This window comes from Apolloniradiicaulis salifontis, from assembly GCF_053756655.1.
In genome coordinates, this window is sequence record NZ_CM132387.1 from 2624728 (window position 1) to 2647021 (window position 22294).

General features: G+C 65.6%; 24 protein-coding genes. 9 read left to right on the forward strand and 15 right to left on the reverse strand.

The annotated features are described in order from the left end of the window. Positions 1–34 precede the first annotated feature (34 nt). Positions 35–655, forward strand: a complete 621-nt coding sequence (locus ACWCOP_RS12520) for a TetR/AcrR family transcriptional regulator (RefSeq protein ID WP_478248625.1) — start codon at positions 35–37, stop codon at positions 653–655. On the opposite strand, the gene ACWCOP_RS12525 is transcribed toward ACWCOP_RS12520, so the two are convergent. From ACWCOP_RS12525 to ACWCOP_RS12535, 3 genes are all read right to left on the reverse strand, one after another. After that, a complete protein-coding gene (locus ACWCOP_RS12525; protein ID WP_478248626.1) occupies positions 652–1767 on the reverse strand; it encodes a M23 family metallopeptidase in 1116 nt (371 codons plus the stop codon). The two genes, ACWCOP_RS12520 and ACWCOP_RS12525, sit on opposite strands and share 4 nt — an antisense overlap. A gap of 3 nt (positions 1768–1770) precedes the next feature. Then, entirely contained in the window at positions 1771–2619 is an 849-nt protein-coding gene (locus ACWCOP_RS12530; RefSeq protein ID WP_478248627.1) for a hypothetical protein, read from the reverse strand. Positions 2620–2690: 71 nt separating this feature from the next. After that, entirely contained in the window at positions 2691–3158 is a 468-nt protein-coding gene (locus ACWCOP_RS12535) for a hypothetical protein (RefSeq protein ID WP_478248628.1), read from the reverse strand. Positions 3159–3516: 358 nt separating this feature from the next. Between ACWCOP_RS12535 and ACWCOP_RS12540 the strand changes: the two genes are divergently transcribed. The 4 genes from ACWCOP_RS12540 (at position 3517) to ACWCOP_RS12555 (ending at position 7217) form a co-directional block, all read left to right on the forward strand. Beyond that, positions 3517–4740: a parallel beta-helix domain-containing protein gene (locus ACWCOP_RS12540; RefSeq protein ID WP_478248629.1), complete on the forward strand. Its 1224-nt coding sequence runs from the start codon at positions 3517–3519 to the stop codon at positions 4738–4740. Then, positions 4741–5961: an SO2930 family diheme c-type cytochrome gene (locus ACWCOP_RS12545; RefSeq protein ID WP_478248630.1), complete on the forward strand. Its 1221-nt coding sequence runs from the start codon at positions 4741–4743 to the stop codon at positions 5959–5961. It abuts the gene before it with no gap. An 88-nt stretch (positions 5962–6049) separates the two neighbouring features. Then, complete coding sequence (locus ACWCOP_RS12550; protein ID WP_478248631.1) at positions 6050–6553, forward strand: hypothetical protein; 504 nt, start codon at positions 6050–6052, stop codon at positions 6551–6553. A 118-nt stretch (positions 6554–6671) separates the two neighbouring features. After that, positions 6672–7217 carry a baeRF12 domain-containing protein gene (locus ACWCOP_RS12555; protein WP_478248632.1) on the forward strand — a complete coding sequence of 182 codons (546 nt, stop codon included), beginning with the start codon at positions 6672–6674 and terminating at the stop codon, positions 7215–7217. Positions 7218–7234: 17 nt separating this feature from the next. Here ACWCOP_RS12555 and ACWCOP_RS12560 read toward each other — a convergent pair whose 3' ends face one another. The 6 genes from ACWCOP_RS12560 to ACWCOP_RS12585 form a co-directional block, all read right to left on the reverse strand. Further along, on the reverse strand, positions 7235–7999 hold the full coding sequence (locus tag ACWCOP_RS12560; RefSeq protein WP_478248633.1) for an extensin-like domain-containing protein: 765 nt from the start codon (positions 7997–7999) through the stop codon (positions 7235–7237). An 88-nt stretch (positions 8000–8087) separates the two neighbouring features. Next, positions 8088–9257, reverse strand: a complete 1170-nt coding sequence (locus tag ACWCOP_RS12565) for a CaiB/BaiF CoA transferase family protein (protein ID WP_478248634.1) — start codon at positions 9255–9257, stop codon at positions 8088–8090. Further along, entirely contained in the window at positions 9254–10414 is a 1161-nt protein-coding gene (locus tag ACWCOP_RS12570; RefSeq protein ID WP_478248635.1) for a CaiB/BaiF CoA transferase family protein, read from the reverse strand. The genes ACWCOP_RS12565 and ACWCOP_RS12570 overlap by 4 nt, the downstream gene beginning before the upstream one ends. Positions 10415–10577: 163 nt before the next feature. Beyond that, positions 10578–11774 carry an acyl-CoA dehydrogenase family protein gene (locus ACWCOP_RS12575; protein ID WP_478248636.1) on the reverse strand — a complete coding sequence of 399 codons (1197 nt, stop codon included), beginning with the start codon at positions 11772–11774 and terminating at the stop codon, positions 10578–10580. A gap of 147 nt (positions 11775–11921) precedes the next feature. Next, on the reverse strand, positions 11922–12443 hold the full coding sequence (locus ACWCOP_RS12580; protein WP_478248637.1) for a MaoC family dehydratase: 522 nt from the start codon (positions 12441–12443) through the stop codon (positions 11922–11924). A 9-nt stretch (positions 12444–12452) separates the two neighbouring features. Beyond that, positions 12453–13268: an HpcH/HpaI aldolase/citrate lyase family protein gene (locus ACWCOP_RS12585; RefSeq protein ID WP_478248638.1), complete on the reverse strand. Its 816-nt coding sequence runs from the start codon at positions 13266–13268 to the stop codon at positions 12453–12455. A 122-nt stretch (positions 13269–13390) separates the two neighbouring features. Here ACWCOP_RS12585 and ACWCOP_RS12590 point away from each other — a divergent pair, with 122 nt between their 5' ends. Continuing rightward, a complete protein-coding gene (locus ACWCOP_RS12590) occupies positions 13391–13894 on the forward strand; it encodes a DsrE family protein (RefSeq protein ID WP_478248639.1) in 504 nt (167 codons plus the stop codon). Positions 13895–13904: 10 nt separating this feature from the next. Here the strand turns inward: ACWCOP_RS12590 and ACWCOP_RS12595 are convergent, their stop codons facing one another. From ACWCOP_RS12595 to ACWCOP_RS12615, 5 genes are all read right to left on the reverse strand, one after another. Next, positions 13905–14498 (reverse strand): VOC family protein, encoded by a 594-nt coding sequence (locus ACWCOP_RS12595; RefSeq protein WP_478248640.1) that lies wholly within the window; start codon positions 14496–14498, stop codon positions 13905–13907. 162 nt (positions 14499–14660) lie between these two features. Then, positions 14661–15296, reverse strand: a complete 636-nt coding sequence (locus tag ACWCOP_RS12600) for a chromophore lyase CpcT/CpeT (protein ID WP_478248641.1) — start codon at positions 15294–15296, stop codon at positions 14661–14663. Between the two features lie 73 nt (positions 15297–15369). Next, a complete protein-coding gene (locus ACWCOP_RS12605; RefSeq protein ID WP_478248642.1) occupies positions 15370–16266 on the reverse strand; it encodes a polysaccharide deacetylase family protein in 897 nt (298 codons plus the stop codon). A 150-nt stretch (positions 16267–16416) separates the two neighbouring features. Then, positions 16417–17253, reverse strand: a complete 837-nt coding sequence (locus ACWCOP_RS12610) for an SDR family NAD(P)-dependent oxidoreductase (RefSeq protein ID WP_478248643.1) — start codon at positions 17251–17253, stop codon at positions 16417–16419. Between the two features lie 34 nt (positions 17254–17287). After that, positions 17288–17602 carry an REDY-like protein HapK gene (locus ACWCOP_RS12615; RefSeq protein WP_478248644.1) on the reverse strand — a complete coding sequence of 105 codons (315 nt, stop codon included), beginning with the start codon at positions 17600–17602 and terminating at the stop codon, positions 17288–17290. Between the two features lie 188 nt (positions 17603–17790). Here ACWCOP_RS12615 and ACWCOP_RS12620 point away from each other — a divergent pair, with 188 nt between their 5' ends. From ACWCOP_RS12620 to ACWCOP_RS12630, 3 genes are all read left to right on the forward strand, one after another. Next, complete coding sequence (locus ACWCOP_RS12620; protein WP_478248645.1) at positions 17791–19032, forward strand: class I SAM-dependent methyltransferase; 1242 nt, start codon at positions 17791–17793, stop codon at positions 19030–19032. Beyond that, the gene (locus tag ACWCOP_RS12625; RefSeq protein ID WP_478248646.1) at positions 19032–19388 is read left to right on the forward strand and encodes a hypothetical protein; all 357 of its coding nucleotides are present in this window, start codon (positions 19032–19034) and stop codon (positions 19386–19388) included. Before ACWCOP_RS12620 ends, ACWCOP_RS12625 begins: the two co-directional genes overlap by 1 nt. Positions 19389–19592: 204 nt before the next feature. After that, entirely contained in the window at positions 19593–20705 is a 1113-nt protein-coding gene (locus ACWCOP_RS12630; RefSeq protein ID WP_478248647.1) for a ferritin-like domain-containing protein, read from the forward strand. A gap of 78 nt (positions 20706–20783) precedes the next feature. Here ACWCOP_RS12630 and ACWCOP_RS12635 read toward each other — a convergent pair whose 3' ends face one another. Next, positions 20784–22148 (reverse strand): alkaline phosphatase D family protein, encoded by a 1365-nt coding sequence (locus tag ACWCOP_RS12635; protein WP_478248648.1) that lies wholly within the window; start codon positions 22146–22148, stop codon positions 20784–20786. Positions 22149–22294 lie beyond the last annotated feature (146 nt).

A 22294-nucleotide genomic window follows, 5' to 3' on the forward strand; every position in this document is an offset into this window, starting at 1 on the left:
GGCCTATTTCAGCCGCGGCAGATAGGGGCGATCAATGACCCACCATCCATCCGATTTCGACTGTGACCGCGGACCGGAAGATATTTTGGACTGCGCCGTGGCGCTGTTTGTGGAGCAGGGGTTTGAGCGCCCGTCATTCGCCGACATCGCAGCCCGGGCTGACGCGCCTGAAAGCTATGTGCGGCTATTGTTTCCAACCAAGGAAAAGATGATCGAGGGGCTCGTGGAACTGACCTCCGCGCGAATAGCGGACGCCGTCGCCCGCCTGACCCACGCCGCAGCGGACCGCGACCCGGAAGCGGGTCTCAGGGCGATCTTCACGCTCCTTTTCAAAACCATCGCAGACAAGGATCTTTCAGCCGCCACACGGGTCGTGATGGCCGAAGGCGCGCGCTTTCCTGCGCTCGCCAGTCATTACAGACGGCGCGTCATCGACATCGCCCATGCCGCATTGACCGACCTGCTCGAGGCGGGCGCGCGCCGCGGCGTGTTCCGCCAGGTCGATGCCGACGCGGCCAACAGGGTTCTGATTGGTCCGGCGGTGACAGAACTTTTCATGACGACAGTCTTTGCAGACGTCGGCGACCAAGAGCGCGACCCGACCGCCTACGCCGAAGACATCGCGGACATTATCTTCAACGGTCTGAAAGCCTAATATTCCGCCTCTTCCCATTCGGGATAGAGCGCCGGATCGGCGCTGAGTCGGTCGAGATAGGCCGTCACCAGAGACGAATAGGGCGGCACGCGCATGGAAGCGGCGGTGTCGCCGTCAGGGCTTACCGTGTCGTGGATCTCAAAATGAAGATGCTCGGTGGTGGCGCGCCAGACGCAGCGATTGCGGTCGGCGTCCCAGCCGATCCCGAACCAGTTGGAGACCTCTCCGATGGGATCGCCGGCGGACACCGCGTCGCCCACCTCCACCTCCAGCGCATTACCCGAACAGATCGAGGCGATGCCGCTGGAATTGCACTGGGCCTGGCTCAACGTCGCCGGATCGCCGCAACTGTCCCAGTGATTGAGGTGCATGTACCAATAGGTCCGCCCGCTCTCCTCATCGCGCAGCCAGACGGAGATCGAGCCGATATTGGAGATGTATCCGTCGGCGGCGGCCACCGCCATGTGAGCGCCGCCGGTCACAGGCGGGCAGCTGGCGGGCCGGATATCCTGACCCTGATGGCCCTGCCCGCCCTGGCAGAAGGCGTTGCCGTGTCCGCGGGTCTCGCAAAAATTATCCTGCCACGGATAATCGTAATTGGACGCGTCGCACTGGCCGCCCGCGGACTGATAGCCGCCCGGGCGATAGACCTGGGAATTGGGAAAGCCGCGCTCGTCCAGGGGCCAGTCCATGTCCGGCGCGAAGACGTAATTGCGATCAAAATTCGCCGTGCCCTGGAAACCGGTTCCTGAGAAACCTTCCTCCTCGGCGCCGTCACGAAAATCGTATTCGGTCAATTCACCGGGCGGGTCATAGCTGAACGGCGATCCGGTTTCGTCCACCGCCGCCGGCGGTTCGGGATCCTCGACCGGCGGGTCTTCAGTGGGCGGGTCTTCAACCGGCGGATCTGCGGGTTCCTCCTCCGGCGGGTCTTCAGGGGTCTCTTCAGGCAGACCTCCCGGCTCTTCGGGACCCTCCTCCGGAGTGTCGCCCGGCTGCTCCATCGGCGGCCCTGGCGGGTCGCCGGCATCGCCTGCGGGGTAGAAGATCAGCGCCGCGCCGCCCAGGACGGCGATAATGGCGGCCAGGACTGCGTCGCGCTGATAGCTCATGACTCAGCCCTCCTCGTCCGGATTGCCGCCCGCGACGATCAGCCTGTCCAGAAGCCCTCTGAGATAGGTCTCGTCGGCGCAGCGCGGGTCCGTCCCCGAACCGCATTCGATCGTTACGGTGTAGGCGCCGCCGTAGCGCGAGAAATCGGCCGTCAGCCCGCTCTCATTGGTGACGACCCGGTAGCCGTCGCCGTCGCGTCCGCGGTTGAGATCGGCCGCGCGCGCAACCGCGTTTCCGCGGTGATTGATCAGGCGCGTGCCGTTCACCTGCACGCTCATCCCGTCGATATTCCAGGCGGCGTCGTAGAAATACGCCCGGGTGAGAAGCATCATCCCCGGCTCACCGCCGGCGCGCGTGGTGATCGCCTCGGCGACCGCCGCAGCGGGCAGCAGGACAGGCATGTGGACCGGCTGGATGCGCTCGCGCGAGCCCCTTGAGATCTGAGGCAGGAAACCCTGGTTCGGCGCGGCGTTCGTTGAGTCCTGATTGGGAGACTGATTAGGGGACTCGCGCAGGGCGGCGATCTGACGCTCGCGATCGGAAAACGCGGCGGTCCAGTCGATCACCGCCAGGCGCGGGTCCCGCTCGCGCGTTTCCGGCTGCACAGGGCGCAGCTGCGAGAAGTCCTGAATCTGGAACTGGCTTCGATCAACCGGTTGAAACCGGCGGGGGTCGATCTGGAGGCGCTGGGGCGGTTCGTCGGGCGGCGGCGCCGACTGCTGCGCGAAGCCCGGCGCGGCGCCTGCCACGGAAAGGCCAAACGCAAGCGCCAGAGCGGCGGCAAGACCGGTGAAAGCGGCGGTCATGACGGCGCTGAAAGATACGGTCGTCAGATCGGGTCGCACCGGCATGTCCCCTCCTCACGCCACACAAGACGCTTAAAAGTTAACACACGCCGGCGCGCCCGTCAGCGATTTTCAGATCAGGCGAGACCGGGCGCGGCGAGAAAGACCGGCTGAGCCGTCCGCAGGACCGGTATCGGGCTGAGACGGTCGAGGGCGCTTTTCAGGCTGCGCTCCACCAGCACCACCGGCATTTTCAGGATCGCGCCGGCTTCGGCGGGCGTGAAGCCCTCCACCGTGACCAGACCCAGAACGGCCCGCTCTACAAAAGGCAGGGCGCAGGCCGCCGCCGCCAGCGCGCCATCGGAACGCAGCGCGCCGCGCGAGTTCGAGGCCAGGGCCGAAGACACGGTTTGCGCATGAAGCGCCAGCGCGCCGGTGTGGGCGCGGTAGAGTTTCAAGCGGAACACAGGTCCCCCGCTTGGCGCCGGTCTCACCTCGGCGAGCATGCGGAGCAGAACCTTGTCGGCGATCGTCGTATCGCCAGTCATGAGACGCCCGTAGCGACGCAGGGGCGCAATCAGATCTCTCAATTGATAACGAGTCATCGGCCCACCTTCCTTGCTTAGCTCCGGGAAGGATGCGCGCCTTGGCGCCGGCGGGCGCTAACATGGGTCACTCCCGCTTCGAATTTTCAAAAGCGGGGCGGCGGTTGTTCTGATGCGCCGGGCGGAGCGGGGTTAAAGACGGCCGATCACAGCCGGACCAAGGGGAGCCTGGCCGAGGTCACGGGGAGAACGCCGGTCTCGGCCCATGGTTCAATCCGTTATAAATTTAGTACAGCGCGTGCGGTCAAGGGCGGCGCTCCCATGAAACGCGCCCGCCCTCGACACCATGAACGCTGTTCGTTTATCCTTACCCTCAAACAAGGCGGGCGCCAGGTCCGCCACAGGGAGGAGGCTTTCCATGGGAGCCGTCAGAACACTCGCGCCGCTGCTCGCCGGCTTTTTGGCGTGCGCCTGCTCGGGCGAGGAGGCCGCGCGCGACACCTCGGCCTTTGATCGCGAGTATCAGACCACGCTGATGACCGCCCTTCTGGACGCCGAGCCCGGAGATGTGATCGAAATCCCGGCAGGGCGTTTCATCATCGAGCGCGGCCTTTCGCTCACCGTGGACAATGTCACGATCCGCGGTCAGGGCATGGACGCCACGGTGCTCTCCTTCGCCGAGCAGCGCCAGGGCGCGGAGGGCCTGCTGGTCTCCGGCGCGGACAATTTCACGCTGGAGAATCTCGCCATCGAGGACACGGTGGGCGACGCGGTGAAGATCACCGACGGCGACAATGTCGTGATCCGCGGCGTGCGCGTGGAGTGGACAGGCGGATATTCCACCGAGAACGGGGCCTACGGGCTCTATCCGGTCCAGTCCACCGACGTGCTGATCGAGGACTCCGTCGCCATCGGCGCGTCTGACGCCGGCATCTATGTGGGCCAGTCCGACCGCATCGTGGTGCGCAATAATCGCGCCGAGTTCAACGTCGCCGGCATCGAGATCGAAAACTCCAACCACGCCGACGTGTACGGCAATGTCGCCACCAACAATACCGGCGGCATCCTGGTGTTCAACATGCCCAACCTGCCCCGGCCCGGCGCCGGCACCCGGGTCTATGACAATGACGTGTTCGAGAACAACACCCGCAATTTCGGCCATGCCGGCACGCCGGTGGCCGGCGTGCCCGCCGGCACGGGCATCCTGATCAATTCCAACGACGCGGTGGAGATCTTCAACAACCGGCTCAGAGACAACCGCACCGGTCATGTGATCATCTCCAGCTTCTATTCCTCCGGGTTTGAAAACCTCGAGCTGGCCGACGATTTCAACCCCTATCCCGAAGCGATCTGGGTGTACGAGAACACCTATGAGGGCGGCGGCGGCAATCCCGACGCCCTGATCCTGCAGGCGGCGCGCGTGGCGCTGTTCGGGCCCATGGGCGCCCTGCCCCCGGTGATCTGGGACGGCTATATGGACGCGGCCTACGCCGACGGCCTCCCCGACGACAAGCGCATCTGCGTCACGGACGCCGAGGTGATGTGGGTGGACGAGCCGCGCGGCGCCGAAACGCCGCGCCACGGGAGCGAGCCCTTCGATTGTACGCTCGCCCCGCTCGCCCCGGTGGCGCTGGAGCTCTAGATGCGCCCCGCCCGTCTGATCGCCCCCCTGATGCTCGCGGCGGGGCTGGCGCTGTCGGCCTGTGACGGTGCGCAAGACGCCTCGGCGACGCAGGCGTCCGGCGCCGTGCCCGACGCCCCGGCGCCGCGATACATCGATGCGGGCCGCCCCGATCTGTTGTCGGACTGGGGCCAGCTCATCGCCGGCGGCGGATCGCTGGTGCTGGGCGCGGGCGTGACGCCCTATGATCTGAACACCGCTTTGTTCTCCGACTACGCGCTGAAACTGCGCACGGTCTGGATCCCCGGCGAGGCGGGACCGGCCGCCTATGACGCCCGCGACACGTTCGACTTTCCCGTCGGCACGGTGATCACCAAGACCTTCTTTTATCCCGCCGCCTCGGGCGGGTTTGAACGGGTGAGCCGGAACGGCGCTCTGGAAGACCATTTCAACGGCGCCAGCCTGGACATGAGCGAGGTGCGCCTGATCGAAACGCGGGTTCTGGTCCACCGCGAAGCCGGATGGGAAGCCTTGCCCTATGTCTGGGACGCCGACCAGAGCGAGGCCCGGCTGGCGCGCGCCGGGGCTTTCGTGGATCTCACGCTCATCAGCCAGGCAGGGGGTGAACAGCGCCTCGACTATCTCGTGCCCAACGTCAATCAGTGCGCCAACTGCCATGTCACCGACACCACGGACGGGCGCGGCGTGCGCCCCATCGGGCCGAAGGCGCGCCATCTCAACGGCCCGTTCGATTATGGCGGCGACCATGCCGGAGCTTCTGGCGGAGACCCGGTGAACCAGCTTGAGCGCTGGAGCGATCTGGGTCTGCTCACCGGTGCGCCGGAGCCTGAAGACGCGCCGATCACCGCCGCCTGGCGGTCGGGTATTCCCCTGGCGGACGCCGCGCTCACCGACGCGGCGCGCGGCTATATCGACATCAACTGCGCCCATTGCCATTCGCGCACCGGACAGGCCGACACGTCGGGCCTGTATCTGGAGCCGTGGGAGCCGGTGGCCGCCAATTTCGGTATCTGCAAACCGCCCATCGCCGCCGGGCGCGGCACGGGCGGGCGGCTCTACGGCATTGTTCCTGGCGATTCAGGCGCCTCGATCCTGACTCATCGCATGGAAAGCGGCCGGCCCGACATCATGATGCCGGAGCTGGGCCGCGCGGTGGCCCATGACGACGGCGTGGCGCTCGTCGCGGCCTGGATCGACGCCATGGCGGGAGGATGCGGTTAAGCAAAATCGCATTGGCGTATTGGCGCCCGGCGCGGGCGGGGGCATTGTCCCAAAACCCCCGCAAAGCGGACTTTCAGAGAGGACTTCCATGAACGCCCGCACCTCCCGCCTGACGCTCGGCGCGCTGCTCGCCGCCGCCGGTCTTTCCGCCTGCGCCACAACGCCCGCCCCCATCGCCTGCCGCGACGCGACCCCGGCCGAACGCGATTTGTTCGGCGCCATGGTCGCCCATGACGAGGCGCGCGTCGCCGACCTCATGGCCGAAGGACCGCAGGCCGCGCGCGTGCGCAATCTGGATCCCGCCATCGAAGCCCAGGTCTTCGGCTTCCGCATGGGTGATCGCAGTGTGCGCACCGTCCTGATGCAGCCCCCGCTCTGCCTGTGGGACGAGGCGGTCTCGGACACCCAGCGCTATACCTACGTGTTCCCTCAGGGCCGCTTCGAAAGCCTTCAGAACGAAACCCTCCTCGGCGCCGAGCTTGGAACGCCGGCGGTGGATCATGCGCGTTGCACCTTCGTGCAGGAAAACGGCCAGTGGGTGCTTGAAGACGCCTGCACCGGCACGTTCGCGCCCCTCACGCCCTCAAGCTGACGCCCGCCAGCTAGGGCTCGCCGCCCAAAGCGCAGCGATGCAGACACCGGCCGCGCAACACTGGGCGGCCGGGGCGCGTTTATGTCCTCCAAGGCACAGTATTTATGGAGGATCGCCCATGCGCCCCGAAGCTGATCAGATCACCTGGGTGGCCGTCTTTGACGGCGGCAAGGCGCTGGTGTTTGAAAACAAGGGATTTGACGACGCGGTGAATCTCGACCTGCTCAACCGCTTCGACAACGACAATCCGCCCGACCGCGAGCAGACCACAGACCGCGCCGGCCGCTTTCAGGACGCCGGCTCCGGCGCCAAGGGGAAAGGCGTGGACGCCCAGGCCGGCCATGGCCGCTCCGGCGTGCAGCAGACCGACCGCCATGCGCTGGAGAAAATCCGCTTCACCGACCGGCTGATGGACCGCCTGGCCAGGGACGCCGAACACAAGCGCTTCGACCGCCTGGTGCTCATCGCCCCCGGCAAGACGCTGGGCGAGGCGCGCGAGCATCTCACCCACCGGCTGGAAAAGCGCATCATCATCGAAGAGCCCAAGGACGTGGTGAATGAGCCCTCCGGCGATATCGAGAAGCGCGTCCAGACCCTGCTCAGCGATCACGCCGCCAAGACCCCGGCGAAATCGCATCTGGGGCTTTCCGGTCCTGAAAGCTGATACTGGGCGCAGCCGCTCTAGCGGCAGAACCTCCAGCGGCCCATGTCGAGATGGAAATGATCGGCGTGGGCCGCATCGCCGTCCGGGCCGATGACGCCCCGGAACAGCCCGCACGCCCCACCATGAACCTCTCGCAGGAAGGCCGCTTCAGCCCGCGCGGCCTCATCAACGGTTTCGTCTGCTTCGCCGCCGCCCCAGCCAGACCGCACGCTGATCACACGTCCGTCCTCCAGCACGAAGCCGGAAACGTCGATGGCGTTGGCTTTTGCGTGCTCGCTCAGGCGCGCGCCGTCGCGATTGTTCACCGGACGGCAGCTATAGATTCCGTACTGGCGAATCTCCGCCACGCCCTGACCGAAATGGGCCTCGGCGGCCGGCGCCACGACACGGCGCTCCCAGAGATAAACGGCCGCCGCCAGCGGGCAGCGCATCACCATGGGCTGCGGCGCCGACCAGGCATGGCCTGAGCGCTCCAGCACCACCGCCTCGTCATAGCCGCATCCGTTAGGCCCCTCGCGCGGATCGGCGAGGCGGGTGAGGGCGCTGCTTTCCTCCAGCGCCTCCATGCAGGCGGCAAACCCGCCGAGCTGGACCCGCTTCACGGCGTCGAAGGGTCCTTCCGGTTCATCCAGATGAAGGTCAGTCCACGCCTTGTAGCGATCGGGAAAGGCGTCCAGAGCGCGCATGCCCGCCAGCACCACGACGCTCACCACAAGCGTCACGGCGAACCTGGCGGTCCAGCGCAGAAAACGGGCGCGGGCGGCGAGCGTGGGTTCGTCCATAAGATCAAAGATAGACTTGGAACCTGGCTGCGGCGCGGCGACGGCAAGACTATTTCGCGGCGCCGTTTCAAAGCGCCAAAATATCTCTCTAGATCACGCCGCGCGCCTTCATGGCGCGCACGGTCTGCAGGTCGAAACCGGCCTCCAGCGCCAGGGCTTCGGAATGCTCGCCGAACGCCGGCGCCGCGAAGTTGGGCACGCCGGGCTCGCGGGCGAAATGAAACGGAGAGCCGATATGGCGCGCGCCCTGCTTGTCCTCGAACACAAGCCCCCTTGCGCGGGTGTGGGGATCGTCGAACGCGTCCTTCAAAGTGCGCACCGGCGCCCAGCAGACATCAAGCGCGCCCAGAAACGTTTCCCAGTGAGAGAGGCTTTCGCTGGCGAAGGTGTCTTTGAGAAAGGCGCGCAAGCCAGCTTGGGCCGGGCCGGGCTCGGCTTTCGCCTCATCGATCAGATCCTCGCGGCCAAGGGCGGTGAGAAGGTTTGTAGCGAACTTCACCTCCGACCCGCCCAGCACCAGGTGCTTTTGATCGCGCGTCTCATAGACATGGTACATCGCCGCTCCGCCGAAGCTGCGCATGTCCTTGACCGGCGGGTGGGCGTCTTCGGCGAACACCGGCCCGGTGACATTGGGCGTCCAGGCGAGCGCAGCGTCATACATGGCCATGTCGATGAAATCGCCTTCGCCGGTCTCACAGCGGCGATAGAGCGCCATGAGGATCGCCGAGAGCGCCATGAGCGAAGCCGCCATGTCGGCCACCGGCATGTTGGGGCTCGCCGGCTTTTGGTCCTCCAGCCCGCGATTAAGATCCACCAGCCCGGCGAGCGCCTGAACCGTGAGGTCGTGGGCGGGTTTCTGTGCGTAATCGCCGTCCTGGCCGAAGGCGGAGATGGAGCAATACACAAGGCGTGGATTTATTCCCGACAGGGTCGCGTAGTCGGCGCCCAGGCGCGCCGCGACGCCGGGTCGGAACGCCTCCACCACCACGTCGGCGGTCTCCACCAGCTTGTGCAGGAGCTTGCGGCCGTCCTCGTCCTTCAGGTTCAGCTTCAAGGAGCGCTTGCCGCGCGCAATATTTCGAAACCAGACCGAAACGCCGTCGGCGTGCCTCCAGCCGATCTCGCGCGTGGGCTCGCCCACCCCGTTGGCGGGCTCCACCATCACCACGTCGGCGCCCTGATCGGCCATCATCATGGTCAGATGGGGACCGGGCAGAAAGGCGGAGAGATCAATGACTTTGAGGCCGGTGAGTTTCATGACGCCTCGTCGCCGTCGATCAGCGCATCGAGCACTTCGCGCGTATGCTCGCCGAGCTTGGGGGCGCGGGCGCCGGCGGGACGTTCGCCGTTCAGCGCGATGGGTTCGCGCAGGAGCTTGAGCCCGTCCGGCGCGTCGGGATGATCCACGGTTTCGATCATGTGCTGCGCGGTGGGCGCGGTGAGCGCTTCCGCCACCGTATAGACCGGCGCCACGGGAACCTTGCCGCCCAGCATCGCCACCCAGTCGGCCGTGGGCCGCGTGGAGAAGAAAGCGTCGAGATCGACCTGCAGCGCGGCGCGGTTTTGCCGGCGCGCGACGGTGTCGGCGTAATCGGGGTGGGAGAGCAGGTCGCCGCGCCCGACGGTCTCGCAGAACACGGTCCAGAATTTGGGCATCTGGCACATCAGGAAAATCCAGCCGTCCTGCGTCTTGAAGAGCTGGCTTGGCGCCACTGTGGGGTGCGCTGAGCGCTCGATTCGCGTTGTCTCTTCGCCCTCATTGAGAAACCAGGTGGCCGGGTAGGAGAGCTGGTGCAGGGCGGTGTCCAGAAGCGCAGTGTCCACGTCGCAGCCCTTGCCGGTGCGCTGGGCGCCCAGGATCGCGCTGACGAGGCCGGTGGCCATGATCGTGCCGGTCATGAAATCGACCATGGAAAGCCCGAAGCGCGCCGGCGGGCCGTCCGGCTCCCCGGTGAGGGAGAGAAAGCCGGCTTCGGCCTGCATCAGATAATCATAGCCCGGCCAGGCCTCGCGTTCATGGCCGCGCCCATAGGCCGACAGATGCGCGCAGACAATCTGCGGCTTGATGGCGCCGAGGGCGGCGTAGTCCACCTTCAGCTTGGCCGGCAGATCGCCGCGCAGATTGTTGGCGACGGCGTCGGCGGTCTTTACCAGGCGCTCGAAAATGCGCCGGTCGCCGGCCTCCTTGAGATCCAGCGCCACCGATTTCTTGCCGCGATTGAAGGTCTGGAAGAACTGGCTGTCATCCTCGCCAAGAAAATGCGGCCCCGCGGCACGCGCGCTGTCGCCGCCCACCGCCGGGTTCTCGATCTTGATCACCTCCGCGCCCAGGGACGCCAGAAGCTGGGTGCCGTAAGGGCCCGCGCCGTATTGCTCAATGGCGAGAATGCGCAGGCCGGAAAGCGGTTTATGCATGGGTCGCCTCAACGCGTTTTATTCTGATGGTGCTTCGAGGCTCGCCCCGGATCAGGTCCGGGGCTCGCACCTCAGGATGAGGGTGTAAAAAGCTCAAACAGTCCTCATCCTGAGGAGTCTTTTTCGCAGAAAAAGCCTCGAAGGACGCACAGGCCCGCGCCCCCTAGACCGGGTTCCGCTTCACAAGCTGCTTGGCGATGATGATGCGCTGCATCTCATTGGTGCCTTCGCCGATGCACATGAGCGGGGCGTCGCGATAGAGGCGCTCGATCACGTACTCCTTGGAATAGCCGTAGCCGCCATGGATGCGCATGGCTTCGGTGGCGACCTCCACCGCGGTCTCGCTGGCGAAATACTTCGCCATGCCGGCCTCCATGTCGATGCGCGCGCCGGTGTCGTAGGCACGCGCCGCGTCCTCCACCAGAAGCTCCGCGGCGCGGGTGCGCGCGGCCATGTCGCCCAGCTTCAGCTGGATCGCCTGATGCTCGCAGATCGGCTTGCCCATGGTCCGCCGTGTCTGGGAATAGGCGACGCTCTCGCGCAGGGCCCGCTTGGCGATGCCCACAGAGCGCGCGGCGATATTGATGCGCCCGATCTCCAGCCCCCCGGTGGCCATGAAGAAGCCCTTGCCCTCCTCGCCGCCCACAAGGCTCAGCTCGGCGTCGCATTCATAATCGGTGAACACGAACTCGCCCGAATCGATGCCCTTATAGCCCAGCTTCTCCAGCTTCTTGCCGTTGCGGATGCCGTCCTTCGCCTCGCCCGTCTCCGGATCGATCTTGCATACGATGAGCATGGACATGCCGGTATAGCGCGGCTCGGCGGACGCATCGGTCTTCACCAGAAGGGCGCAGGCATGGCCCTGAATGGCGTTGGAGATCCAGGTCTTGGCGCCGTTGACAACATACGTGTCGCCGACGCGTTTGGCCGTGGTCCGGATCGCCTGCAGATCGGTGCCCGCGTCCGGTTCGGTGAGGCCCAGCCCGCCGCGGATTTCACCGCTGGCGAATTTGGGCAGCCAGTATTCCTTCTGCTTCTGCGTGCCGAATTTCTGGACGATCTGGGCCATCATCAGATGGGAGTTGAAGATGCCGGTCAGGCTCATCCACTCTTCCGCGATCATCATGACGATCTTCGAATACGTGGCCGCCGACAGGCCCAGACCGCCATACTCCGGCTCGATCAGCGCGCCGAACAGGCCCAGCTCCTTCATGTCCTCCACAAGCTCCGCCGGCCACTCGTCGGCGTGCTCAAGCTCCATGGCCACGGGCGCGACCTTCTTCTCGATCCACTTTTGAATCGCGTCGAGCATCTGGCGCTCGTCAGCCTCGGTCATCTGGTAGGTTTCGGCGACAGCCATGTCCGGGTCTCCACCTTGGTGCGTTCATGAATTCCCGGACGAGCCCGAGAGGGCGAAGATCCGGGACCTGTTCAAAGCGTTCACGCCATTCCGAGTGAGGTCCCGGCTCTTCGACCGGGAATTCAGGCCTTGAACGGCGCGGCCCGCCTAGTAGTTGCCCACCGTGTCTTCCACCGCGTGGCCTTGTTTGGGGATCAGCATGTTGCGCTTGAAGGTGATCACCTGCTCCCCCTTCTGGTTGAACGCGCGGGTCAGCACGGTGACGATGCCCTGGGTGGGCCGGCTCTTGCTCTCGCGTTTTCCCAGCACCTCGCTCTCGGCGTAGATCGTGTCGCCGGCGAAGACCGGGGCGGTGAACTTCACCTCGTCCATCCCCAGATTGGCGACGGCCTTCTGGGAGACGTCGGTGACGCTCATGCCGATCACCAGCGCCAGGGTGTAGGGGCTGACCACCAGATTCTTTCCAAACTCGGACGCCTTGGCGAACTCGGCGTCGAAATGCATGGGATGGGTGTTCATGGTCAGAAGCGTGAACAGGTGATTGTCGTACTCGGTCACCGTCTTGCCGGGCCGGTGCTCATAGATATCGCCCTCGTGGAAATCATCGAAATACCGCCCGAAGGTCTCCCGATAGCGCTGGGGGCCCACTTGCTTGACGTTCTGAACCATCTGTTTTTCCTAGTGTTTTCGCGACGCCCGCGCGGTCTCGAGGACCCGCCGCGCGCGCCTTATGATGGGCGCTTCAATAAGCTTGCCGTCCAGAAGCGCCGCGCCGCCGCCAGCCTCGTCCAGCGCCGCGATCACGCGTTCGGCGTGGCTCAAATCCGCCTCGCTGGGGGTGAAGACGTGATTGACCGCTAAAACTTGAGCGGGATGGATGCAGGCCTTGGCGGTGAAGCCCAGCGCTTTCGCGCGCCCGGTTTCGGCGCGCAGCCCCGCCTCGTCCTTCACATCCAGATACGGCACGTCGATGGCCGGCACGTTCGCCGCGGCGCAGGCGGCGACCACCTGGCTTCGCGCAAACAGAAGCGGCTCCCAGTCCATGGCGACGCCCAGATCGGCGGCCATGTCGCCGCCGCCGAACAGCACCGCCCTCACCCCAGGCGCGGCGCAGATCGCCCACGCCTCGCGCAGGCCCGCCGCGCTTTCGATGATCGGCACGATCCCCCCTTCGCCCGCATCGCCGAGCGCAGCCGCCAGAATCTCGATCTGCCCCGCGCTTTCCGCCTTGGGCAACATCACGAAGGCGGCACGGCTTGAATGCCCCCCCAGCGCGTCTGCGTCCTCGCGCCCCCATTCAGTCTCCAGCGGATTGACGCGCACGGCGAAGCGGTCGTCTTCGTTCAGCTCGGCCAGCACGGATTTGCGCGCCTCGTCCTTGGCGGCGGGCGCCACCGCGTCTTCCAGATCAACGCACACGGCGTCGGCCCCGGCGGAGAGCGCCTTGGCTATGCGGTCGGGCCGCGATCCAGGAACGAAGAGCAGGCTGCGCATGGGAAAATCCAGGACAAATCGTATTGTCCGGACAAATAGCCTGCGTATGGGAGCGGGTCAACTCGACGCGCGCGCGATCCGGCGCCTATGCTGGCCGCCTTGAAACCCGATCGGAGCCCGCCATGACCCCGCTTCTTCTCGCCCTCGCACTCGCCGCCGCCGGACCAGGTGATTTCGCGCCGGGCCCGGTGATCACCGGCTACGGCCCCGTCGCCGAAGTGCCCGGCATGAGCGCCATCAATCCAGACATTCAGTTCAAGGTGAGCTTTGATTTTCGCGACGCCGGCGAGGACGGCGCGCCGATCCCGGGCCTCGTCACCGCAGCGCGCTTCCTGAACATGCATGCGCGCGCCGGCGTAGCCGCCGACCATATGGATCTCGCCATCGTCATCCATGGCGGCGCCGTTTCGGCGCTCGCCGCAGCGCGTAGCGATCCGGAAAGCGCCGACGCCGCGCTGATCGCCCAGCTTATCGGCGCTGGTCATAGCATCATCGTGTGCGGACAGTCGGCGATGTATTACGACGTCGCCGCCGAGGACCTTCCCGAGGGGGTTGAGCTGATGCTCTCGGCCATGACCGCCCATGCTCTCCTGCAGCAGGACGGCTATACGCTGAACCCTTTCTAGGCTCCGGCCGCTAATCCCACTCCAGCGGCGGGCTGAGGCGGTTGTTCAGCTCGACGATATGGCCGTCGGGATCGCGCAGCATCGACACCATGACCTCATAGGTGACCCCGTCGCCTGGATATTCGCGATAGGTGGGCGGGCTGATTACTGTCGCCCCTTCGCTGGCGGCGGCGGCCGGGAACACCGTGTCGAGCTCTGAGGTGTTGAAGAGCAGCACGATCTCGCCGGCGGTGAGGTCGCTTCCGGTCACCGGCGCGGGCGCCTGATCAGCGTCCTCCAGCTCCCACAGACCCAGAACGCCGATATTGGGATCATTGGCGCGTAAAAGCACCAGATGGCTCTGGCTGGTCCCGTCCCGGCTGGTGATGATCTGGTCGTAATACTTCTCCAGACCCAGCGCGCCCTCATAGAAGGCGAGCGAGCGATCCATGTCGCGCACCAGCAAGGTGGTGCGGCGAAGATCGATGGGGCCGCGCCGGGCCGTCTCAGCCTCGGCCGGGGCCGAAGCCGGGGCGGTGGCGCGCGGCGTTGCGGCGGTCTCGTTGACGATCAGGCAGCCGGCCAGAAGCGGCGCGGCCAGCAAGGCGATGAAGACGGCTTTCATTGACTCTCTCCCGTTGCGCCTCGTCCTGATGGTCCTTCGAGGCTCGCCCCCGGACCGTGTCCGGGGCCTCACAGCTCAGGATGAGGCTGATATCAAACACATTTATCCCTCATCCTGAGGAGTCTTTTCGCAAACCGAAAAGCCTCGAAAGGACGCACACTTTCACTCCACCCGCTTGAACACATAGCCGCTCTCGCTCGGCCCCCACACGACGCCACCCTCGGCGTCGAAGCCGCGATCCCAGTTGGCGAAGCTGTCAGGGGTGTGGATAGAGCGCGAATGGGTGCGCACCGCGCCCCGCAGCCCGCCGGGGCAGGTGGGAAAGTCTGCATACCAGTAGCCTGCGGCGATGCGCTCCACCACGCCGGAGCAATTGGCGTCGGCGACCTGCTCATGACTCAGCACTGACACATCGGCGTATGCGCCTGCGGAGCTTGCCGGATCGGTCATCGAGTAAACCGTGCGCACCACACGGCCCTCACCGGCCGAAACCAGACGCACGAAACGCTGGAAATAGGGGCGCTCTTTGGCGGCCGGATCGGCGCTGCCGGGATCATCGCCCAGCCAGGCGTTCTCCTGATAGAGCCAGACCCCGTCCTCGCGCTCGGGCCAGACCCGCACGATCTCGCTCTCCACACAGCCCCAGCCTTCAATGGCGCATTGCTCCATGGAGGTGAAGGAGCCGGCATAGATCGCCGCCAGCTCTTCAGCAGCAGTCGAGGCCGAATCCTCGGCGATGGCCGCGCCGGTGAGCGAGGCGCTTAACGCGGCCAGGGTGATAAGGGCCTTCATGGGCATGGGCCTTCCTTCAAAAATCTGATGTCCTCCCCCGTGAGTGGGGGGAGACATCGCTGTGCGCTCGGCTCCATCATCACGCCACCGGCGCCGGAACCGCCGCGGCGAACGCGTCGGCGATCTGCTCGCGCGTCGCGCACCAGACATTCGGCTTGCTCTTGATGTAGGCGAGCACCTCGTCCAGCGCGCCGATGCGGCCCGGCCGGCCGATAATGCGAAGATGCAGGCCCAGGCTCATCATGCGCGCGCCGTCCTCCTCGGCCTCGGCAAGAAGCCAGTCGAACGTGTCCTTGGCGTATTGCACCCAGTCTTTCGCCGTGAAGCTTGGGGCCAGCCAGAATTTCATATCGTTGGAATCGATCGCATAGGGCAGAACGATGATCGGCTTGCGCCCGCCGCCGGGCGTCTCGACGACGTCCCAGAAGGGAAAATCGTCGGAGTAATCGTCCATGTGATAGCGATAGCCTTCTTCGGCGAGGATCGCGCGAAGCTTGTCGGAATGCAGATAGCGCGACAGATACCCCGCCGGCCGGCGCCCACAGGTCGCTTCAAGGCTGTCGGCGCCCTTGCGCACGAAGTCGCGCTCGGCGGCCTCGTCCATGAAAGCGGTGAATTTCCAGCGCCAGCCATGGCAGCACGGCTCGTCGCCGCGCGCCATTAACGCTTTGGCCAGCCAGGGCGCCCGCTCCAGCGCGAGGCTCGCCGCGGTCCAGGTGGCGGGCATCTGGTGCTTGTCCAGAAGTATGAGAACCCGCGGCGCGCCGCGATTGATCCCGTACTGATAATTGGTCTCGTTGCCGTGCACGCGGATCGCCGCCTTGGCCGGAACCGCGCCGAGCTCGTCCACCGGTTCCGGCCCCTTGTCGCCGTCGCGAATATTCTTCTCCGCCCCCTCCTCCACATTGACGACGAGGGAGAAGGCGAGCTTCGCGCCGTTGGGCCAGGTGAAGCCGGGAGGGGGTGTGGCGGGCATGGAAACTCCAGTCTTCCGATCATGAATTCCCGGACGAGCCGGAGGCGAAGATCCGGGACCTCGTCCCGATTGACGCCTTGCTTGAGAAAGGTCCCGGCTCGGCGCGCTTCGCGCTTGGCCGGGAATTCAATTTTTTTGTGGCGTCACTGTCTAATGCGGCTCCTCGCCGCCGGAGACGTTCATGCTTTCCGCGGTGATGTATTCGGCCTCGTCGCTGGCCAGGAACGCCACCGCGTTGGCGGTGTCGCTCGCCTTGCCGGGGCGCTTCATGGGGATGCGGTTCGCCATGGCTTTAAGATACGCCTCGACGCTTTCGGCGCCGACGACCTTGGCGAAATACTCGTTCTGCCAGGCGCCGAGCCCGGTGGTGACATGGTTGGGGCAAACATTGTTGACGGTGATCTTGTGCTCGCCCAGCTCCACCGCCGCCGAGCGCACAAGGCCCACAAGCCCGTGCTTTGAAGACGTATAGGCCTGGGCGTGGGGAAAGCCGGATTTGGCGGCCTGGCTGGCGATATTGATGATCCGCCCGCCAGTCCCCGCCTTCACCATCACTTCTGCCGCGGCCTTGATGCCGAAGAAGCAGCCGGTGAGATTGACGTCGATCACCGCGCGCCAGTCCTCTTCGGTGACGTCCAGCAGCGGCTTCATGATATAGCCGATGCCGGCATTGTTCACCCAGATGTCCAGAGAGCCGTGCTCTGACACCGCGTGCGCGGCCAGCGCGCGCATCTGCGAGAGATCGCGCACATCGCAAACCTTGGTGCTGGCTCTTCCGCCGGCGCTGCGGATCTCTTCGGCGATTCTCTCCATCTCATCGGTGGCGCCGATATGTTCGTCCGGCGTTGACGGATCAGCCGCCGCGCCGATATCGGAGATCACCACCGCAGCGCCTTCACCGGCGAGCGTTTTCGCGATGGCTTCGCCGAGGCCGCCCTTGCGGCCCGAGCCTGTGATGACGGCTGCCTTGCCGGAAAATCGCGCCATTCGCGCCTCCTTCGAGTGTCTGGCGGGTGTCTCGCTAGCCCAGCTTGTCGGTCAGGATGAACACCAGATCGTCGGCCATGGCCTGAAATTCGCCGGCGATTTTCTGCATGGTTTCGGTTGCGACCTCGCCTCCGAACCCGCCCATATCGTTCACGTCGATGATCTCCACATAGGCGTAGGGCGGCTCGGCGTCGGAGCCGAGCACGCCGACGGACTTGAACACTTCGAATTTATCCACCGAAGCCAGCCCGTTGACGGTGGGGATGTCGGTGGCCCTGGCCCAGGCCTCATAGTCGGCGGCGCTGACGCCAGGCTTTAAATTGAACAGGGCGACGATACGGGTGGTCATGGCGGTCGGCTCCTCCCATCTTGTGCGTCGCGCCGCGTCATTGCGGCGCACGGCGCTGAACGCGGCTTGGCGTTGGCGCGCTACAAATGGTATATCATTTGAAAATAGACGCCTTGCCAAGCCCGCAGGCGTTAAAAAGCCATAAGGCCGCCGATCGCGCGACCCCGAGTGTTGAGGAGATGTGCGCCATGCCCGACGATAAAGCCGCCGCCATAACGGCCGCGTCCCGCGCCTATGACGGGCCGCCGGACTATCGCCTGGTGGGCCGGCATGGCCTGTTTCCACAAGTCAGCCATGACGAGGCCGAGCGCTTCAATTTCCTGGCGCACATGAACCGCCATCTGGCGAGCAAGGTGTTGCCCGGCGTGAAGACCGCGTTTGAACAGCGCGTGGAGCCGGCCTTTAACAAAGACAACGGCGCGTTCACGCACCGCAACGAGGTGCGCAAGGCGCTCCTCAAAGACCCCGCCTTCCAGATCTGGTCCGCGCTTCGCCGCGCCACCATGGAGCAGCGCCAGCAGGCGGGCCGCTGGGTGACGCTGCGCCAGGCTGAGGCCCTGAACGCCAAGGCTCTCGCACTCACCGAGGGTGATGACCGGCTGGAGCTGACGCCCGGCTTTGACGTGCCGCGCTATCTCACGGCTGTGGACCATCACTGCATGCCCGGCAGCTATCACACCGAGCTTGCGCCCGGCGACGTGACCGGCCCGGCCAATTACGATTGCGGCCTGTTCGCCACCACCGGCGGGGCGCTGGGCCGGTTCAATGACGGCGGCGGCCAGGCTGTGGCCCAATGGGTGAAGGAGAATTTACCGGGGTTTGCGCCCAGGGCGATCCTCGATCTGGGCTGTGGACTGGGCCACAACGTCCTGCCGCTGGCGCAGGCCTTCCCCGACGCCGACGTGGTGGGCGTGGACGCAGGCGGACCCATGCTGCGCTACGGCCTGGCGCGCGCCAAGGCTCTCGGGATCGGCAATGTCCGCTTCATCCAGGCCGACGCCGAGGACCTCTCGCGTTTTGAGGATGAGAGCTTCGACTGGGTGCAGACCACCATGTTCCTGCACGAGACCAGCAAAACCGCCATGGAGCGCATCTTCGCCGAGACCCGGCGCGTGCTGAAGCCCGGCGGAATCGTCCTCCATGTGGAGCAGCCTCAGTACACAGATGATATGCCGCTCTATGAGCAGTGCATCCGCGACTGGGACGCCTTCTACAATAACGAGCCTTTCTGGACGACCATGCACGAGATCGATCTGGATGATCTCATGATCAAGGCCGGCTTCAAGAAGGACGGCGTGATCCATGGCGGCGTCGCGGCGGTGGTGGACGCCACGCTTTTCCCCAGAACCGCCGACGACACCGTCGAGGATTACGGGCGCAAGGCCGCCTGGCACGTCATCGGCGCGAAAAAGCAAGCGGAGGCCGCGTAATGGCGTTCGACCCCCTGGCCCAGGCCGGCGAAAAGGCCCGCGGCAAGCGCCCCTGGTTTCTGGAAGACAAGGACTCCGAGCGCGTCCTCACCATCGTCATGGCGCTGGCCCAGGAGGTGAGCGTCATGCGCCAGCGACTGGACACGGTGGAGCGGCTTCTGGAGACCAAGGACGTCATCACCCGCGCCGATATCGAAGCCTTTGCGCCGTCCAAGGATGAAGCCGCCGAGCGCGGCGCCTGGAACCAGGAATTCATCGCCCGGATCCTGCGCATCGTGCAGCAGGAGAACGAGGCGGTTCAGCGCGGCGACGAGATCAGCTCTGAACAGGCCGGCCAGGATTTCCAGAACGCCTGACGGCGCGCGGCGCGTCCGACCCTTCGACCACACCCGCGCACAGGGCCGCGAAGGGGTTGCCAAAGCCCCCCTTTATCGCTCATCCTATTTTGTGAACGCCGTTCACGACTTCATCAAAAGAAGCGGGCCGGCGCGGCGGGCCGGCGCGCCCGCACTCCCAGGGGCGCGCATTGGGCCTTCCGCACACCTTTGTGGAGGACAGCCATGACCGCGCTGCGCGATCTTTACCCCATGCCCGACATCGACAAACACTGGCATGTGCCCAACGCGTTCGACACGGTGTTCGACTGGCGCTTCGACGAGGGCCGCACCACGCTGATGCACCTCTACCAGAAGGGTAAGGACATGCAGTGGGATGCGCTCAAGCGCATCGACTGGGAGCTGGAGCTGGACCCGGAAAACCCCATGGAGATGCCCGACGAGGCGGTTCCCATCTGGGGCTCCGACATCTGGGCGAAGATGACGCCGAAGGAAAAGGCCGATCTGCGCCGCCACACCCAGGCCTGGAACATCTCCCAGTTTCTCCAGGGCGAGCAGGGCGCGCTTCTGGCCGCCTCGAAAATCGTCCAGGCGGTGCCGGATCTTGATTCCAAATTCTACGCCGCCACCCAGGTGATGGACGAGGCCCGCCATGTGGAGGCCTATCGAAACCTCCTCACCAAGTTCGGCGTCGCCTATCCCATGACCGATCCGCTGCAGGTGCTGATCAATCAGGCCTTGAGCGACAGCCGCTGGGACGTGACCTATCTGGCCATGCAGGTGGTGATCGAAGGTCTGGCGCTGGCCGCCTTCGGCACGATCCGCGACATCGCCCAGAACCCGCTGGCGCGCCAGGTGAACGCCTATGTCATGGAGGATGAAAGCCGCCACGTGGCCTTCGGCCGGATCAGCCTGCGCGACTACTACCCCCAGCTCACCCAGAAAGAGCGCGACGAGCGCGAGGAGTTCCTTGTAGAGGCCTGCTATCTCATGCGCGACCGCATGACGCGCGGCACCGTCGTCTACGAAATGCTGGGCCTGCCGGCGAAGGCCTGCGACGACTACGCCCAGAACTCCGAGATCGTGAAGATGTACCGCACCATGCTGTTCCAGCGCATCGTGCCCATCGTCAAGGATATCGGCCTGTGGGGCCCGAAAATCCGCAAATGCTATGAAGACATGGGCGTGCTGCACTACGCCGACGTCGACCCGCAGAGCTTGCAGGATGATGATGAGCGGGTGGCCCGCGAAATCGACGCCAACAAGGCGCGCAACGATTACATCTCCGCCGTCGCCGCCGAAGGCGCTGCGGCTCACGCCGCCGGACACGCGGAATAAACCCCTTCGGCTCGCACCCCTCGCGACGCCGCCTGACGCCCCGCCCGGCTCTCGTCCTGGCGGGGCTTTCCTTTTTTCCTAAACCTCCACCGGGCGGCGGGCGCCACGCTCGACTACGAATTGCTTCTGGTTTGCAGGCGTATAGCCGTCGCGGCGCTTCACCTCGCCCACAGTGCGCAGGGAGATGAGGGCGCGCTCCTTTGTGAGGTCCATGAGGCCGTAGCCGCGCTCGCGCGCATCAAAATGCTTGATGTGCGGGAAATTCGCGGCGGTCTGCGCAAAGGCGTCGTGATTGGTGTGGTGGCTGGTGACGGCTGTGGTGACGAATTCCGAGGCGACGCTGGGGCTGGCCGGATCGTCGTAATCGGTCTTCACCTCAGCTACCCAGTAGCAATGCGTGTCCCCGCCCAGAACGATCGGATCAGCGTCCTCGCGCGAGGCGAACATGTCGATCAAGCGCTGGCGCGCCGCCGGATAGCCGTCCCAGCCGTCCGACCAGGCGTTGGGCGCGCCGGTCTCCGGGTTCGTTCCGTGAAACTGCGAGAACAGCGTGGGCTGGACCAGGATGCTCCACGCCGCGCCGGAGCGGGCGAAGGAGGACCGCAGCCAGCGCTCCTGCGCCTCGCCCAGATAGGTGCGCGCGGGGTCCAGACGCTCGGCGCAGTCGCGCGCGATCAGATTGCCGCCGCGATCTTCCGGCGTCGGGCAGGCCATGGGCGTCTTGAACTGGCGCCCGTCGGTCATGTTGATCTCGGCGAGCTCGCCGAACACGCTCTGACCCCAGATGCGCATGCGGCCCGAGGCGCGCTCAAGCATGGAGCGGCGGCGCAGCGGCATGTTCTCCCAATACGACTGATAGGACGCCAGCCGCCGGGCGCGGAAGGCCTCAAGGCTGACGCCCGGCTCTTCGGAAACGTCACCGGCATAGTCATTATCCACCTCGTGATCGTCCCAGGTCACCAGCCAGGGCGCGATGGCCGCGGCCGCCTGAAGATCGGGGTCGAGGCGGTAGAGCGCATGGACCATCCGGTAGTCTTCAAGCGTGTAGGGCTCGGGAACCACGTGGCGGCGCACCTGCGGGCCCCAGCTTGATTCGTAGATATAGTCGCCGGTGTGGATGATCAGGTCGACCTCTTCGGCGGCCATGTCGCGATAGGCGTGGAAGAAGCCCTGCTCGTAATGGGCGCAGGTGGCCCAGGCGATCTTCATGGCGTCCAGACCCGCGCCATAGGCCGGCGCGGTCCTGGCGCGGCCCACCGGGCTTGTGACCCCGCCGGCGTGGAAGCGGTAAAACCAGGTCCGGCCCGCCGGCAGGCCGTGGATCTCGACGTGGACACTGTGGCCGTGGCCCGGCAAGGCGCGCTCCACGCCCGAGCGCAGCCCGGTGGTGAACGCCTCGTCCTCGGCGAGCTCCCAGGCGACATCCACCGGCTCTTGCGCCATGCCGCCGTCGGGATCCAGCGGATTGGGCGGAAGACCGGGCTGGCGCCTTCAAGGCCTGCGACCCGGCAGCCCGACGCGAGCGAGGCCGCAGCGCCGGCGGCCGCAGAACCGAGAATGAATCGCCGTGAGACCGGTGAAAAATGTGT

Excerpts from the sequence above, each read along its gene's own strand:
- ACWCOP_RS12520 (WP_478248625.1), top strand. The coding sequence starts at position 35 with ATGACCCACCATCCATCCGATTTCGACTGTGACCGCGGACCGGAAGAT.
- ACWCOP_RS12525 (WP_478248626.1), bottom strand. The coding sequence starts at position 1,767 with ATGAGCTATCAGCGCGACGCAGTCCTGGCCGCCATTATCGCCGTCCTG.
- ACWCOP_RS12530 (WP_478248627.1), bottom strand. The coding sequence starts at position 2,619 with ATGCCGGTGCGACCCGATCTGACGACCGTATCTTTCAGCGCCGTCATG.
- ACWCOP_RS12535 (WP_478248628.1), bottom strand. The coding sequence starts at position 3,158 with ATGACTCGTTATCAATTGAGAGATCTGATTGCGCCCCTGCGTCGCTAC.
- ACWCOP_RS12540 (WP_478248629.1), top strand. The coding sequence starts at position 3,517 with ATGGGAGCCGTCAGAACACTCGCGCCGCTGCTCGCCGGCTTTTTGGCG.
- ACWCOP_RS12545 (WP_478248630.1), top strand. The coding sequence starts at position 4,741 with ATGCGCCCCGCCCGTCTGATCGCCCCCCTGATGCTCGCGGCGGGGCTG.
- ACWCOP_RS12550 (WP_478248631.1), top strand. The coding sequence starts at position 6,050 with ATGAACGCCCGCACCTCCCGCCTGACGCTCGGCGCGCTGCTCGCCGCC.
- ACWCOP_RS12555 (WP_478248632.1), top strand. The coding sequence starts at position 6,672 with ATGCGCCCCGAAGCTGATCAGATCACCTGGGTGGCCGTCTTTGACGGC.
- ACWCOP_RS12560 (WP_478248633.1), bottom strand. The coding sequence starts at position 7,999 with ATGGACGAACCCACGCTCGCCGCCCGCGCCCGTTTTCTGCGCTGGACC.
- ACWCOP_RS12565 (WP_478248634.1), bottom strand. The coding sequence starts at position 9,257 with ATGAAACTCACCGGCCTCAAAGTCATTGATCTCTCCGCCTTTCTGCCC.
- ACWCOP_RS12570 (WP_478248635.1), bottom strand. The coding sequence starts at position 10,414 with ATGCATAAACCGCTTTCCGGCCTGCGCATTCTCGCCATTGAGCAATAC.
- ACWCOP_RS12575 (WP_478248636.1), bottom strand. The coding sequence starts at position 11,774 with ATGGCTGTCGCCGAAACCTACCAGATGACCGAGGCTGACGAGCGCCAG.
- ACWCOP_RS12580 (WP_478248637.1), bottom strand. The coding sequence starts at position 12,443 with ATGGTTCAGAACGTCAAGCAAGTGGGCCCCCAGCGCTATCGGGAGACC.
- ACWCOP_RS12585 (WP_478248638.1), bottom strand. The coding sequence starts at position 13,268 with ATGCGCAGCCTGCTCTTCGTTCCTGGATCGCGGCCCGACCGCATAGCC.
- ACWCOP_RS12590 (WP_478248639.1), top strand. The coding sequence starts at position 13,391 with ATGACCCCGCTTCTTCTCGCCCTCGCACTCGCCGCCGCCGGACCAGGT.
- ACWCOP_RS12595 (WP_478248640.1), bottom strand. The coding sequence starts at position 14,498 with ATGAAAGCCGTCTTCATCGCCTTGCTGGCCGCGCCGCTTCTGGCCGGC.
- ACWCOP_RS12600 (WP_478248641.1), bottom strand. The coding sequence starts at position 15,296 with ATGCCCATGAAGGCCCTTATCACCCTGGCCGCGTTAAGCGCCTCGCTC.
- ACWCOP_RS12605 (WP_478248642.1), bottom strand. The coding sequence starts at position 16,266 with ATGCCCGCCACACCCCCTCCCGGCTTCACCTGGCCCAACGGCGCGAAG.
- ACWCOP_RS12610 (WP_478248643.1), bottom strand. The coding sequence starts at position 17,253 with ATGGCGCGATTTTCCGGCAAGGCAGCCGTCATCACAGGCTCGGGCCGC.
- ACWCOP_RS12615 (WP_478248644.1), bottom strand. The coding sequence starts at position 17,602 with ATGACCACCCGTATCGTCGCCCTGTTCAATTTAAAGCCTGGCGTCAGC.
- ACWCOP_RS12620 (WP_478248645.1), top strand. The coding sequence starts at position 17,791 with ATGCCCGACGATAAAGCCGCCGCCATAACGGCCGCGTCCCGCGCCTAT.
- ACWCOP_RS12625 (WP_478248646.1), top strand. The coding sequence starts at position 19,032 with ATGGCGTTCGACCCCCTGGCCCAGGCCGGCGAAAAGGCCCGCGGCAAG.
- ACWCOP_RS12630 (WP_478248647.1), top strand. The coding sequence starts at position 19,593 with ATGACCGCGCTGCGCGATCTTTACCCCATGCCCGACATCGACAAACAC.
- ACWCOP_RS12635 (WP_478248648.1), bottom strand. The coding sequence starts at position 22,148 with ATGGCGCAAGAGCCGGTGGATGTCGCCTGGGAGCTCGCCGAGGACGAG.